This window comes from Bradyrhizobium sp. (genome assembly GCF_030693485.1).
Classification (GTDB): Bacteria; Pseudomonadota; Alphaproteobacteria; order Rhizobiales; family Xanthobacteraceae; genus Bradyrhizobium.
This window is the reverse complement of the sequence record NZ_JAUYAN010000297.1, coordinates 33,187-46,243: the sequence shown is the minus strand read 5'-3', so window position 1 is coordinate 46,243 and position 13,057 is coordinate 33,187. Positions and strand designations below refer to the sequence as shown.

The following is a 13,057-nucleotide window of genomic DNA, read 5'->3' as shown; positions in this document are numbered from 1 at the left end:
GCGCGATGACGGTGGAAGGCGCGCCGCATCTGAAGGCCGAGCACTACAGCGTGTTCGACTGCGCCAACCCCTGCGGCAAAATTGGAAAACGCTATCTCAGCGTGGAAAGCCACATCCGCATGATGGCGGCGTCGCAGCCCTTCATCTCGGGCGCGATCTCCAAAACCATCAACATGCCGAACGACGCCACGGTGGAGGATTGCAAGTCCGCATATCTTCTCTCCTGGAAGCTCGCGCTGAAGGCCAACGCGCTCTACCGCGACGGCTCGAAACTGTCGCAGCCGCTGAACTCGCAGCTGATCAGCGACGACGACGAGGAAGACGATGCGGTCGAGGCGTTCTACGACAAGCCGATGGCCGCGCGCACCGCGCAGCTCTCGGAAATGGTCGTGGAGCGGCTGGTCGAGCGCATCGTCGTCATGCGCGAGCGTGAAAAGATGCCGGACCGCCGCAAGGGCTACACCCAGAAGGCCGTGGTCGGCGGCCACAAGGTCTACTTGCGCACCGGCGAATATGACGACGGCCGGATCGGCGAGATCTTCATCGACATGCACAAGGAAGGCGCCGCGCTCCGCTCCATCATCAACAACTTCGCGATCGCGATTTCGCTCGGCCTGCAATACGGCGTGCCGCTGGAGGAATATGTCGACGCCTTCACCTTCACCCGGTTCGAGCCGAACGGCCCGGTGCAGGGCAATGACAGCATCAAGTTCGCGACCTCGATCCTCGACTATGTTTTCCGCGAACTCGCGGTCAGCTACATGGGCCGCTTCGACCTCGCCCATGTCGACCCCTCCGAAACCAATTTCGACGCCATGGGCAAGGGCGTCGAGGAAGGCAAGGCGCCGGAGCAGCCCAGCAACAAGTACCTCTCGAAGGGCCTGACCCGCTCGCGCACCGACAACCTCGTGGTGATGCGCGGCTCTTCACCCTCCCCGCTTGGTGGGGAGGGTGGCGCACGCGGTGCGCCGGGTGGGGGGGCGCCAAACATCACCTCGATGGCCGGCCACGGCCCCACCAGCCGCGTCAGCGACGCGCTCGAAGGCGCTGTCGCGCTGAAGCAGGAAGCCCAGCACGATCTGTCGCCGACCGAAAAGCTGGAAGCCCTGCAATGGAGCAAGGCGGGAGCAGCGGCGCAGGCTGCGCCGTCGAAAGCCGAACGCCGCCAGGAAGCCCGGGCCAAAGGCTACGAAGGCGAGATGTGCGGCGAATGCGGCAACTTCACGCTGGTGCGGAACGGGACGTGCATGAAGTGCGATACGTGCGGGAGCACGACGGGGTGTAGCTGAGGGACCATAAACGTTTTGGCAGGGCTTGACCGGCGATCCACGAACGAGGGGCGGCTTAGTTGCCGCCCTTCTGATTTGTGGTTTGGAAGATTGCTTACTGCAGCTACGTTACGCCGTTTTGCTCTTCGTTCATGACGGGAGACGGTACCGTGCCGCGACTAACGAAATCCGACATCGAACGCGCGCTACTTTCTGGCGCTGCAGTCCCTTAGGCTGATGCCGGTGCCAAGTCCGCAAACATCCAACTCGATTCAGCGCGTAGGGCGGATTAGCGCCAGCGTAATCCGCCAATTCACGCAATCCTGTCGGCGCAATAAGCTGCGCTATTGCGCCCTACGATGCTGAAGTTCTTGCCCCGCGTGTCAGCATTCAGTCCAAACGATTCGGGAGAGAAACACACATGAGTGAGGAAGCGACACCACCCGCGCCGCGGGCGTTCATATCTTACAGCTGGACCTCGCCCGACCATGAGCAATGGGTGATGGACCTCGCGACCCAGTTGGTGGAAAGCGGGGTAGACGTCATTCTCGACAAGTGGAACCTCAGAGAGGGGAACGACGCCTACAAATTTATGGAATCGATGGTGACGGACCCTCAAGTTACCAAGGTCATCATCGTGTCTGACAAGGGCTATGCTGAAAAGGCTGATATCAGAAAAGGCGGCGTCGGGACCGAATCCCAGATCATGTCGCCAGAGATCTATAAGAAGGCCGAACAGCGCAAGTTTACAGCGATCGTACCTGAGGTTGACGAAAACGGAGAGCCGTATCTGCCAAAGTTCTTGGGATCACGCATTTTTATCGACATGACCGCAAGTCGCTATGGCACGAATTTCGAACAGTTGCTGCGGTGGCTTTACGACAAACCCTTGTTTGTAAAGCCGGCACTCGGCAAGATGCCAGAATTCTTGAATGAAGATGCGGCGCTTAGCCCCACCAAGGCCAAAGTCCGCAGGTCGATTGAAGCGCTGCAAAACCCTGCGACAAACCCCGCGGCTTCGTCCAATAGTTATTTGGAATCACTTGCCGAATTCTTGGAGGGCGCCAGAATCGATCCCAGCACGCCCGACCTTCCTAATGCGGTCTTGGAAAGTATTGAAAACTTCATCCCCTACAGGAACGAGTTCATAGAATTCGTTATGGCCGCAGCGATTCAGCCCAATGCGGAATTAGTTCGAACCTTACAAAGGTTCTTCGAACGCATCATCCCTTTGATGTCACGACCGCATTCGGTCTCCTCGTGGAGAGAGTGGGATTACGACAATTACTCGTTCATTGTACATGAGCTATTTCTTTACACAGTCGCAGGCCTCCTGAAGAGAGAACGGTTTGAAACGCTGTCGGAGTTTCTGGCCTTACGCTTCTACATTGAGGATGATAATCGAAACGAAACAATGAGGTCTTTCGTTGAGGTTCGGAAATCCATGAAATCGCTTCATGCTAAGCAACAGGCATTGCGACGCATCTCACTTAGAGCCGATTTATTGGAGGAAAGGAGTCACGTCGTGAGCGGGCTCAAGTTCGCTGACCTGATGGCGGCCGATTTCATTTTGTTTCTTCGAGCGGCAGAGGTCGAACAGGATCGATGGTACCCTGAGACATTGCTTTATACAGTCTTCCGCTTCAATCGACCCTTTGAAATTTTTGCACGATCGGAGTCACGCGCGTACTTTCAACGCCTGTCGCCCGTCATCGGCATACCCAGTAAAGCGGCGATGGAGGCCTTGATAGCAACGTATTCAGAGGACGGGAGTAACGGCGGCCGCTGGCTTCCGAGGTGGGAATACGACTCCTTAAACATATCTCTGCTTTCAAACGTTGAAAAGCTTCAAACCCGACCGTAGGTGGGGTCCGCATGGGTATATCTCGGACATGACCGCCGCCGAAGACATCGACAAAGCCGTCGAACAGCTCGCCCCGCGCGAGCTGGAGCGCTTTCGCGCGTGGTACGAGGCCTTCGACGCTCGGCAATTCGACGCCGCGATAGAGCGGGATATCAACGCCGGAAAGCTTGGTGCCCAGGCATTACGGTGGGCATTACGGTGACAGTGCACTAAATAGGAATTCGTCATTACGTTGACAGTGCTGGACTACACCCCGACGCTCGTAGGGCGGATTGGAGCTGAAGGCGTAATCTGCCATTGCGACGAGGGTTGACAGAGGATCATGATCCGCCCACGAGCACTGTCACCATATTCACTAGCGCGTAGGGCGGATTAGCGCAGCGTAATCCGCCGATGGCGAGTTCAGCCAAAGCGGCGGATTACGCCAACGGCTAATCTGCCCCACGCTATTCAAACGCCCGAGACATCTGTCGCATCGTCCCGTTTTCGAGATACACGACCCCGCTAGGCGCCGAGCCGCTGATGAACTCCGCAACAAACGCCCGCCCGATATCATCCTGCTCGATCGCGCCAAAACGTCCCGGGATCAGACGCCCCAGCCAGGCCACATAGCCCGGCGTGTGGGCGTTGCCTGCGATAATTCCCGGACGGAAGATCGCAAGGCGCTGGAAGCCGATCGCTTTCACCGTGTCTTCTTTCAACCTCATAACCCGCACATAGCGAATCCTGCTTTTCGCGGTGCTTCCCACGGCCGAGAGCAGGGCAAATCGTGTGATGCCCCCGGCCTGACAACCCTTGGCAAAGCCACCGACCACGCCGATTTCGAGGGCCTTCAATTCCTCCTCGCTCCACTGCAGGCTGCCTTTGCCGACGCCGACACAGGACGCCCCGTAGACGGGATCGCCTTGCGCAACCATGCTTTGCGCAAGCCTGGTCACTTCCGCGGGAAACTGCGCAGCTGCCGTATCCAGGATCACCTGCCGCACACGGGGACCGGCGGTCAGGGAAACCGCCCTGCGATTGACCATCACGACTTCAGCGCAGGACGGCTCCGCCGCCAGCGCGCGCACCACCGCTGCCCCCACCTGCCCCGTGCCGCCGATGATCAAGACACGAAATGCCATTTTGGGTCCCTTGCTATTCCAGGAGCAGATGCCGATTGCGAAGCTGGCCGGCTGTCGGCAATTGTGATACATTGCAGTGATGAAGACAAAGCAGCTGACCGATATCCTGGCGCGCGTCGAGGCTTGGCCCCCGCATGTCCAGAACGAGCTTGCCGAGTTCGCGCTTGAACTCGACGCCGGGCTGAAGGACGGCGAGTACCAGCCGACGGCGGAAGAGCTTGCCGGCATCGATCGCGGCTTGCGTGCAGCGGCCGAAGGCCGCTTCGCAACCGATCAGCAAGTTGAAGCCGCATTTGCAAAATTTCGCGGTAGATGAAAGTCGTCTACACCGAGGACGCCCTCAGGGAGCTCGGTGACATTGCCGACTGGCTGATCCTTCACTATCCGACCGTGGCACCGGTCGTCGAGCGGCGCATTCGCACCGTCGTCGCACACATCGCGCGATGGCCGGAAAGCTCACGCCGTGCTGCGGGACGTCCCGACGTTCGCGTGACGTCGTTGGGCCGGTATCCCTACAAGATTTTCTATCGGGTCACGGGTGACACCGTCGAGATACTCCACATCCATCACGCCGCGCGACAGTCTTGGGATGATCAGAGTTCGTAGGGCGGATTGGACCGAAGGCGTAATCCGCCATGGCTACCAGAATGACGGCGGATCAATGTTCCGCCCCGCGCGTTAGCTTGCGTCCGCACCGGCTGTCGGCGCAGGATTCAGCGGAGCGCCTCCTACCGAAACAGGACCTGCAGGCTTGGGAAGTGGCGGAAGGGTTGGAGGAAGAACGGGAGGGAGTACTTTTCGCGACGCATGGACGACCCGCGCGCGAGGATTTCGACGGGGGATGCTGGAAGTCACCGACGGCAGGATGCCGGAAGTCGCCGCCGGCAGGATGCTGGAAGTCGTCAGCGGCGGCGTCACCGGATTCTGCAGGGAGCTCACCTGCGCCGTCAGCACGGCGAGTTGACGGGTTATTCTTTTCAAATCCGCCTGTTGGATTGCGGCGCTCTGCGTGAGCAAACCCAACGCATCGGCGTTTTGCTGCTGCGACGACTGAATGTCCCGAAGTCCCGCCCTGACAACCGGATCCGGTACGAGGACTGGAGCCGGGTTGGACGGAGGGGGTGCGGCGACGCGATTGAAATTCGGCGGGGAGAAGCGGCTGAAGTCCGGCAGGGAGAACCGATCGACGCCCGGCAAAGCGACCTGATTGAATTCCGGCAGAGAGAAGCCGCCGAAACTCGGCAAGGAATTGGCGGTGGCGGCGCCGATGACGGCCAGGGCGGCCAGCGACACCGCTATCACCGGTACCCGGCTTGATGCCATCTGCGGTGCCTCGGGCTGTTTGTCCCCTTGCGTTTCCCTTTCCGGTGCTTCGGTCACCTGCGTTCCCTGCGTCTCAGCCCAATCGCGAGATTCTTCCCATCTCCGGTCAGCAAAACGAAAGAGCCATCGCGGTGACAAACCAGCAAAGGCCCGCGCGCGCTTACCCACCCGAATTCGGCTCAGATCATGGGCTGGTATGGTTAATGATCGGTTAGTCTTGTAGCGCGTAGGCGGATTAGCGCAGCGTCATCCGCCGATAAACCACAGCGGCGGGTCAGCTTTCGGCATGGACAACCTTGCCATTCGGCCTCGCCTCCACTATCTTACTTTCGTCTTACCGGATGCAACCGCCATGTCCGCCAGGCCGAAGCTGACCACCATTGTATCGACCAAGGGCCAGGTGATCTTGCCCAAGGCGATCCGGGAACGGCTGCGCTGGCCTGCCGGAACGGAACTGACGGTGGAGGATACCATCGAGGGCGTGCTGCTGAAGGCGAAGCCCGCCTTCGCGCCCACCCGCCCGAAAGACGTCTTCGGCTCCCTGCCCAGCAAGGGCCCGGCAAAGTCGATCGCGGACATGAAGGCAGGGATCGCCGCCGAGGCGAAGCGGCGGCATGCTCGCAATCGATACTGATCTCATCGTCCGCTATCTCGTGGGCGACGATCCCGCACAGGCTGCCCGGGCGCGCAGGCTGATCGATCATAATGACGTCTTCGTCTGCACCACGGTCCTGCTGGAGACCGAGTGGGTGCTGCGCAGCGTCTACGGATTTTCTGTTGCCCAGTGCGCCAGGGCACTTTCCGATTTTGCCGGGCTGCCGCGCGCCAGCCTGGAAGATGCCGCCACCGCGGCGAAGGCGCTGGCCTGGATGCGGCAGGGCCTGGACTTCGCGGATGGCCTGCATCTGGCCCAAGCGGAGGGCTGCGAGGCCTTCATCAGCTTTGACCGGGACTTCGTCAAGGCCGCCAACGCGCTCGGCGGCATCAAGGTGCGGGCGCCCTGAGGACACCAGGCCGGCGGATCGGACCGGGCGCAACGCCGTCAGCCTGCTGCAGCCCGCTTCGGCCGCGCTGGTTTGTCATTCGGACGACAGCGGCGTAGAATCAGATCTGTAACTCTCGCCGTCCTGCTCCGCCAGGGGGCGCATCGCGATGGGAGGCCGACGATATGCCTTCGGATCCGAATGCGAAAACCCGCGTCAGAATAGCCTTCCTGCTGCTGTTCATCGTCTTTTCGGTTGGGGCATATTTCGTATCCGACCTGGGCAAACTGCGTGACGGCATTGACGCTCGTGACGGTCGGACGGCCTTGCAGGGCTTCTCCAGTCCCCACGAGATAGATGAGGCGCTGGCGCGACATCCCTCGAACAGGTTCCTGCGGCTGACGGCCATGGCCATCAGGGCGGCAAATGAAACCAACGCGGCGACTGAAAGGCTGTCGAATGAAGTCGAGCCGCCGGCGATTTCAAGGATCGGCAATCTGGGCGTGGCGAGCCGGGGTGACCTCGAGGCGCTTCGCCGCGACCTGAAAACGGCAGAAGCCAATGCGACGACATTCATGCCGCGCTACATCGCTGTGTTGAAAACCGAACGTGACAGCGTAAAAAAATATGCTCTCTCGCTGCCTGCCGGAAACGACACCACGAACAGGTTTCTGGACAACATCGACAAGCGCCACGCGGAATTTGCGGCCCTTGTTTCCAGGGTGCTGTCGGCGCGCGCCGAACTTTATCGCGCTTATGGAGACTATGTTGCGATCTTGGTCGCCGAATCCGGCGCCTACAAGGTCGTCGACGGTCAATTCCTGTTCTCCTTGCAACGCACGGTGGACCGCTACAATACCGCGGCCCGTGCCATGACAGTGGCCACGAAGCGCGTCGTTGAACTGGAAGAAGAACGAAAAAATCTGCTGACGTCGCAGCAGCAGGGATGGGTGCAATTCGTCAGCGGCAAATGACACTGCCGACTGCTCGCCTTCGGGGTGCTCAACTGCATTGGATTGCCTCGCGGAGATCGCAGTGAGGTTGATGGATTCATGCACCGCAACGAGCACCGCCGCGATAGCGGCAAATACACTACTATATTACCTCAAAGGGCATGTCGTTCCTACTGTACATGGGGTTGTTTTCAATATTTTTGGTTTGGGCCGGTTAGACCCCCGCCGGCGTCCACCGGTACGCCTTCGCGCAGGCGCCGCCCATCAGCATCGCCCGCTCGCTCTCGCTCAGGCCGGCATGGCTGCGGAACGGCTCCACCGCCTGCGCGTAATCGACCACGGCGAAGGCGCGGGTCCAGTCGGTGCCCCACAGGCAGCGTTCAAAACCCCAGGCGTCGAACACGCGTTGCAGCGGGTCCCAGATGTCGGCAAACGGATATGGCTCGCGCGACAGCGTGCAGGCGCCGCTGACCTTGATCACGACGTTCGGGCGGCTCGCGAGCGCCAGCACCTTCGGCAGGTCCGCCCATGGTTGCTCCGGCGCCGGCGGGATGCGCGGCTGCAGGATGCCGAGATGGTCGAGGATGAAGCGCGTGTCGGGATGGCGGTCGATCAAGGCGGCGCCGGCGTCGAGATTGTCCCAGCACAGGATGTTGAGCGGAAAGTCGTGGCGCACGGCGGCGCGCGCGATGCGGTCGAGCCCGGGATCATCGACCGCACGCCCGGCCTCCTTCGTCAGCATGATGCGGATGCCGACCGCGCCGGGCGTGGTCTTCCAGTCCGCGACGACATCGTCCACCGCGAGGTCGTCAGGGTCGACCGGCTTGACGATCGCCATCCGGCCGGGATGCGCCCGCGCCACGTCCACGGCGTAGCTGGCGTCATAGCGGTACATCGAAAACGCCGAGATGAAGATCGCGCCGTCGACGCCGACCTTGTCCATCGCCGCCACCATCTCGTCGCCGGTGACGTGATCCGGCCAGTTCGGCACGCTGGCCCACGGCCGCTGCGGCGTGTTCGCCTCATAGGCATGAACCTGGGAATCGATGATGGCCATCGCGGCGGCTCCTCTGGTGCGGGTCGATACGCAGGGATGACGGCGGAGTGGGCGTTAGCGAAGCTCGCGCACCGCCCTGAAGCCATGCGCCGCCGCTTCCAGCGCCTGGTCGATATCGGCTGCCTGATGCGCCGCCGACAAAAACATGTTGTGCTGCGGATGAAAGAACGCGCCGTGGCGCAGCGCCGTCGAGCAGAATGCGCGGCCCTTGCGGACCTCGGGATCGGCGTCGAACAGCATCAGCGGCATTTGCGGCGGGCCGCTCTGCCGGATCGCGATGCCGTGCTGGCTAGCAAGTGACGCCAGCCCCTCGCGCAACCGCAGGCCCATCGCGTGGATATGCCCGGGAACGTCGGTCTCGCGCGCGATCCGCAACGTGGCGCGGGCCGCCGCCATCGCCACGGCGCCGCACCAGAACGAGCCGGTGACGAAGACTTTTGTGGCGGCGTCGCGAAACCTGTCATTGCCGGTGACGGCCGCCAGTGCATATCCGTTGGCGATCGCCTTGCTCCAGGCCGCGAGGTCCGGGCGCACGCCGAGCGCCTCCCAGCTGCCCCTGAGATCGAGCCGCAGGCCGGTGCGGACTTCATCGAGGATGAGCGCGGCGCCGGCGGCATCGCAGGCCGCGCGTGCGGATTTGGCAAACTCCGCCGTCGGCAGTTCGAGATCCCGGCCCATGTCGTGGCGGAATCCCGTCACCAGGATGGCGGCGAGATCGTTGCCCGCTTCCGCAGCGGCGGCGCGCAGGCTCGCGACATCGTTATACTCGAAATGCACGAGATGCGCGCGGTCCTCGCTGGTGACGCCGGCGACGCTCGGCGAACACCATGGCAGCGCGCCGTGATAGGCGCCGCGCGCCACCAGCACCTTGCGCCGGCCGGTGCCGGCGCGGGCGATGGTGACGCAGGCCGTGGTGGCATCGCCGCCGTTCTTCTGGAACATGGCCCAGTCGGCATGCGGCGCCATCGCCACAAAATCCTCCGCCAGATCCACCATGACCTCGCCGGGACCGTTCAGACAGTCGCCGAGCGCTGCCTGCGCCTGCGCCGCCGCCTCCACTTCGGGATGGCGGTGGCCGAGCAGCACCGGCCCCCAGCTGCACATGAAATCGATATATTCGCGGCCATCGACGTCGCGCACCCGGCATCCCTCGGCGGAAGCGAAGAACTGCGGATAGCCTTCAGGCAGCCGCGCCGCGTTGAGATGGCCCCACATCCCGCCGGGAACGACGAGCGCCGCCCGCGCCCGCAACGCCGCGTCCGCCGTCTGCGCTTCGCTCAGCACCGCCGCTGCCCTGCTCATGAATCCTCACATCGATTGGCGAATTTCAGCCATCGTAGCCCGGATCGAGCGCAACGCAATCCGGGACAATCGGCCTCGCCTACGCTTCCGACTCCGGCGATGCCTGCCGCGATGCCGAAAAGATTTCCCACGTCACCATGAACATGGCTGCAATCAAGGGCCCGATGACGAAGCCGTTGAGGCCGAACACCTGGATGCCGCCCAGCGTGGAAATCAGCACGATATAGTCCGGCAGCTTGGTATCCTTGCCGATCAGGAACGGCCGCAGCAGATTGTCGACGAGGCCAATCACCATCACCCCGTACAGGATCAGGCTGACGCCCTGCCAAACCGAGCCGGTAGCCAGCAGATAGATCGCCACCGGCACCCAGACGAGACCGGCGCCGATCGCCGGCACCAGCGACACGAACGCCATCAGCACCGCCCACAGCAATGCCGGGTGAATCCCGAGGAACCAGAACGCCAGCCCGCCCAGCGCGCCCTGTGCCATCGCCACAAGCACGCTGCCCTTCACCGTGGCGCGGACGACATCGGCGAACCTGGCGAACAGCGCGGTCTTCTGACCGGCGCGCAGCGGAAGCACCTGCTTGATCCGCTCCGCCAGCGCCTTGCCGTCGCGCAACAGGAAAAACAGCAGATACAGCATGATGCCGCCGCCGATGATGAAGTCGAAGGTGTTCAGCCCGATGCTGAGCGCCTGCGGCGCCGCCGCCTGCCCGCCCTTCACGAGCCCGGCGGTCAGGCTGTCGCGAACCTTGCCCAGATCCGTCAGGTTGAAGCGATCCAGCAGGCCTGTCGCCCAGGCCGGCAGCGCATCGAACACACGCTGACTGTAGCGGGCAAGGTTGAACTCTCCGGATTGCACCTTGGCGTACAGGGCTGATGCTTCCTGCAGCAGCGAAGCGGTGATCAGGGCCAGCGGCAGGATCACGATCGCGATCACGATCAGCACCGTGGTCGCGGCGGCGAGATTCGGCCGCCCGCCCATCCGTTGCTGCAGCCGCCGGTTCATGGGCGCGAAAATCACGGCGACGACGACGGCCCAGAGAATAGCGCCATAGAACGGCGCCAGAATCCAGGCGAACGCCAGCGTGACCGCGACCAGCAACAGCAGAAACGTCTGGTTCTCGAGCCTGCGCAATGCTTGTGCCTCCTGATGTTGCTCTTCACACGCCGCTGCCAACGAACTCGGCGGCGCTTGGTTCAAAATCCTCAGGCAGGCGCCGGCCCCTCGCCGGCGGCCCGCAGCGCCGTCAAGCCCTCCCGATAGGTCGGGTAGCGCAGCACGACGCCGAGTTCGCTGCGGATCAGGGCGCTGCGAACCCGCTTGTTCTCGCCATAGAAACTCCGCGCCATCGGCGAGAGCCCGGCGGTTTCGAACGGGATCTCCGGCGGCGGTTCTACCCCGCACAGGCCGGCCGCAAAGCCGATGACGTCCTGCGGCGGCGCCGGCTCGTCATCGCCGACATTGTAGATCGCGCCGGCGCGCGGACGCCGCAGCGACGCCTCGATCACGGCGGCGATGTCGGCGACATGGATGCGGTTGAACACCTGGCCCGGCTTGACGATGCGCCGGGCGCTGCCCGCGGCCAGCTGCGCGAGCTGGTTGCGGCCGGGACCATAGATGCTGGGCAGCCTGAAGATCTGCACGGCGACGCCATGCGACGCGCCGAAGGCGAGCCATTCCTGCTCGACCCGCGCCCTGGCCTGCGAACGCGCCTCCACCGGCGCTGCCGGCGTCGCCTCGTCGACCCAGCCGCCGGCGTGGTCGCCATAGACGCCGATGGTCGAGAGATATCCGATCCAGCGCAATTTTGGCGCAGCAGCCATGGCGCCGGCGAAGGCCGCCAGCACGGGATCGCCGGCAGCATCCGGCGGGATCGACAGCAGGATGGCGTCGCTTGCGGCGATTTGCTGCGCGATCGCGGGATCGCGGTGCTCGGGCGAGAAGACACTGGCGCGGATGCCGGTGCCCACCAGCATCTCGGCCTTTTCCGGGGTACGGACGGTTGCAGCGATCTCCGCGCCGCCCGGCCGGAGGCGTTCCGCGACGTACCGCGCGGTGTAGCCAAATCCGAACACCATAAGCTTCATCAAGGCGCTTTCGCAGGACGCCGCACCTATATGGCACCGACCTTGGCCCGGCAAGCAATGGACGCTCGCAACCGGCCGCGGAATTGCGCCCTCCGTTCCGATCAGCTACCCCGGACCGCATCAGCATCAACCGGGAGCCAAGCATGCAAGTCGCGGTCATCGGGGCCGGAGCCGTCGGGTGTTACTATGGCGGCCTGCTGCTCAAGGCCGGGCACGACGTGACCTTCATCGGCAGGCAGCCGCATGTCGATGCCATCAACGCCGATGGCCTGCTGCTGGACATGCAGGGTTTCAAGGGCCACCTGCCGGCGAAGGCCGCGGTGGACACGACTGGCCTCGCTCCGCCGGACCTGGTGCTGTTTTGCGTCAAGTCGGCCGATACCGAAGCTGCCGGCCGTTCTCTCATGGGCCATTTGCGTCCCGACACATCGATCCTGAGCCTGCAGAACGGCGTCGACAATGCGCCGCGGCTGTCCGCGGTCACCGGCCATCCCGTGATTCCCGCCGTGGTCTATGTCGGCAGCGGCATGGCGGGGCCTGGCCATGTCAGGCATCACGGCGGCGGCGGCCTCGCGATCGGCGCCGCGCCCGCGAGCGCAGCGCTGGCGCAGGCGCTGAATGCCGCAGGCATCCGCACCACGATCGCCGACGACATCGCAACCACGCTTTGGAGCAAGCTCGTCATCAACTGCGCCTTCAACGCGTTGTCGGCGGTGGCGGGCATCGCCTACGGCCCCATGATGGAGGTCGCAGGCGCCCGGGAGGTCATTGCGAGTGCGGTCCAGGAAGCCGTCAGCGTCGCCCGGGCCAGCGGCGTGGCGATGCCCGACGATCTCGAGGCGCAGATCCTGAGCATTCCCGCCGCAATGCCGAACCAGACCTCCTCCACCGCGCAGGATCTGTCGCGCGGCAAGCAAAGCGAGATCGACTTCCTCAACGGTCACGTCGTGCGCAAGGGCGCCGAACTCGGCATTGCCACGCCGACCAATCAGGCCCTGCAGGTGATGGTGAAGCTGGCGGAGCGCGGCAGGGAGATTTCCCGGCGCGCGTGACCAGCCCTGCTCCGCTCACCGCGCCGTCTTGACATCG

General features: G+C 63.2%; 14 protein-coding genes and 1 pseudogene. 9 read left to right on the top strand and 6 right to left on the bottom strand.

Annotation, left to right across the window (positions count from 1 at the left end; genetic code table 11):
* The 3 genes and pseudogenes from Q8N40_RS21565 to Q8N40_RS21555 all read left to right on the top strand — a co-directional run.
* Positions 1 to 1,289: pseudogene (locus Q8N40_RS21565) on the top strand (vitamin B12-dependent ribonucleotide reductase); the annotation flags it as partial.
* Positions 1,290 to 1,689: 400 nt separating this feature from the next.
* Positions 1,690 to 3,132 (top strand): SEFIR domain-containing protein, encoded by a 1,443-nt coding sequence (locus Q8N40_RS21560; protein ID WP_305713234.1) that lies wholly within the window; start codon positions 1,690 to 1,692, stop codon positions 3,130 to 3,132.
* Between the two features lie 28 nt (positions 3,133 to 3,160).
* Positions 3,161 to 3,334, top strand: coding sequence for a hypothetical protein (locus Q8N40_RS21555; RefSeq protein ID WP_305713233.1), 174 nt, complete (start codon positions 3,161 to 3,163; stop codon positions 3,332 to 3,334).
* 244 nt (positions 3,335 to 3,578) lie between these two features.
* On the opposite strand, the gene Q8N40_RS21550 is transcribed toward Q8N40_RS21555, so the two are convergent.
* Positions 3,579 to 4,256, bottom strand: a complete 678-nt coding sequence (locus tag Q8N40_RS21550) for a hypothetical protein (RefSeq protein WP_305713232.1) — start codon at positions 4,254 to 4,256, stop codon at positions 3,579 to 3,581.
* Between the two features lie 79 nt (positions 4,257 to 4,335).
* On the opposite strand from Q8N40_RS21550, the gene Q8N40_RS21545 reads away from it, so the two are divergent.
* Positions 4,336 to 4,572, top strand: coding sequence for a hypothetical protein (locus tag Q8N40_RS21545; protein WP_305713231.1), 237 nt, complete (start codon positions 4,336 to 4,338; stop codon positions 4,570 to 4,572).
* A complete protein-coding gene (locus tag Q8N40_RS21540) occupies positions 4,569 to 4,862 on the top strand; it encodes a type II toxin-antitoxin system RelE/ParE family toxin (protein ID WP_305713230.1) in 294 nt (97 codons plus the stop codon). Before Q8N40_RS21545 ends, Q8N40_RS21540 begins: the two co-directional genes overlap by 4 nt.
* Positions 4,863 to 4,934: 72 nt before the next feature.
* On the opposite strand, the gene Q8N40_RS21535 is transcribed toward Q8N40_RS21540, so the two are convergent.
* The gene (locus tag Q8N40_RS21535; protein WP_305713229.1) at positions 4,935 to 5,636 is read right to left on the bottom strand and encodes a hypothetical protein; all 702 of its coding nucleotides are present in this window, start codon (positions 5,634 to 5,636) and stop codon (positions 4,935 to 4,937) included.
* Positions 5,637 to 5,931: 295 nt separating this feature from the next.
* Here Q8N40_RS21535 and Q8N40_RS21530 point away from each other — a divergent pair, with 295 nt between their 5' ends.
* The 3 genes from Q8N40_RS21530 to Q8N40_RS21520 all read left to right on the top strand — a co-directional run bounded on the left by Q8N40_RS21530 (position 5,932) and on the right by Q8N40_RS21520 (position 7,536).
* A complete protein-coding gene (locus Q8N40_RS21530; RefSeq protein WP_305713228.1) occupies positions 5,932 to 6,213 on the top strand; it encodes an AbrB/MazE/SpoVT family DNA-binding domain-containing protein in 282 nt (93 codons plus the stop codon).
* Positions 6,194 to 6,583, top strand: a complete 390-nt coding sequence (locus tag Q8N40_RS21525) for a type II toxin-antitoxin system VapC family toxin (protein WP_305713227.1) — start codon at positions 6,194 to 6,196, stop codon at positions 6,581 to 6,583. The genes Q8N40_RS21530 and Q8N40_RS21525 overlap by 20 nt, the downstream gene beginning before the upstream one ends.
* A 164-nt stretch (positions 6,584 to 6,747) precedes the next feature.
* Positions 6,748 to 7,536: a hypothetical protein gene (locus tag Q8N40_RS21520; RefSeq protein WP_305713226.1), complete on the top strand. Its 789-nt coding sequence runs from the start codon at positions 6,748 to 6,750 to the stop codon at positions 7,534 to 7,536.
* A 193-nt stretch (positions 7,537 to 7,729) separates the two neighbouring features.
* Here Q8N40_RS21520 and Q8N40_RS21515 read toward each other — a convergent pair whose 3' ends face one another.
* The 4 genes from Q8N40_RS21515 to Q8N40_RS21500 all read right to left on the bottom strand — a co-directional run bounded on the left by Q8N40_RS21515 (position 7,730) and on the right by Q8N40_RS21500 (position 11,968).
* Complete coding sequence (locus Q8N40_RS21515) at positions 7,730 to 8,572, bottom strand: amidohydrolase (protein ID WP_305713225.1); 843 nt, start codon at positions 8,570 to 8,572, stop codon at positions 7,730 to 7,732.
* Positions 8,573 to 8,626: 54 nt separating this feature from the next.
* Positions 8,627 to 9,874, bottom strand: a complete 1,248-nt coding sequence (locus Q8N40_RS21510; protein WP_305713224.1) for an aminotransferase class III-fold pyridoxal phosphate-dependent enzyme — start codon at positions 9,872 to 9,874, stop codon at positions 8,627 to 8,629.
* A 79-nt stretch (positions 9,875 to 9,953) separates the two neighbouring features.
* Positions 9,954 to 11,015, bottom strand: coding sequence for an AI-2E family transporter (locus Q8N40_RS21505; protein WP_305713223.1), 1,062 nt, complete (start codon positions 11,013 to 11,015; stop codon positions 9,954 to 9,956).
* Positions 11,016 to 11,086: 71 nt separating this feature from the next.
* The gene (locus tag Q8N40_RS21500) at positions 11,087 to 11,968 is read right to left on the bottom strand and encodes an SDR family oxidoreductase (protein ID WP_305713236.1); all 882 of its coding nucleotides are present in this window, start codon (positions 11,966 to 11,968) and stop codon (positions 11,087 to 11,089) included.
* 143 nt (positions 11,969 to 12,111) lie between these two features.
* Between Q8N40_RS21500 and Q8N40_RS21495 the strand changes: the two genes are divergently transcribed.
* Positions 12,112 to 13,020, top strand: coding sequence for a ketopantoate reductase family protein (locus Q8N40_RS21495; protein WP_305322830.1), 909 nt, complete (start codon positions 12,112 to 12,114; stop codon positions 13,018 to 13,020).
* Positions 13,021 to 13,057: the final 37 nt, after the last annotated feature.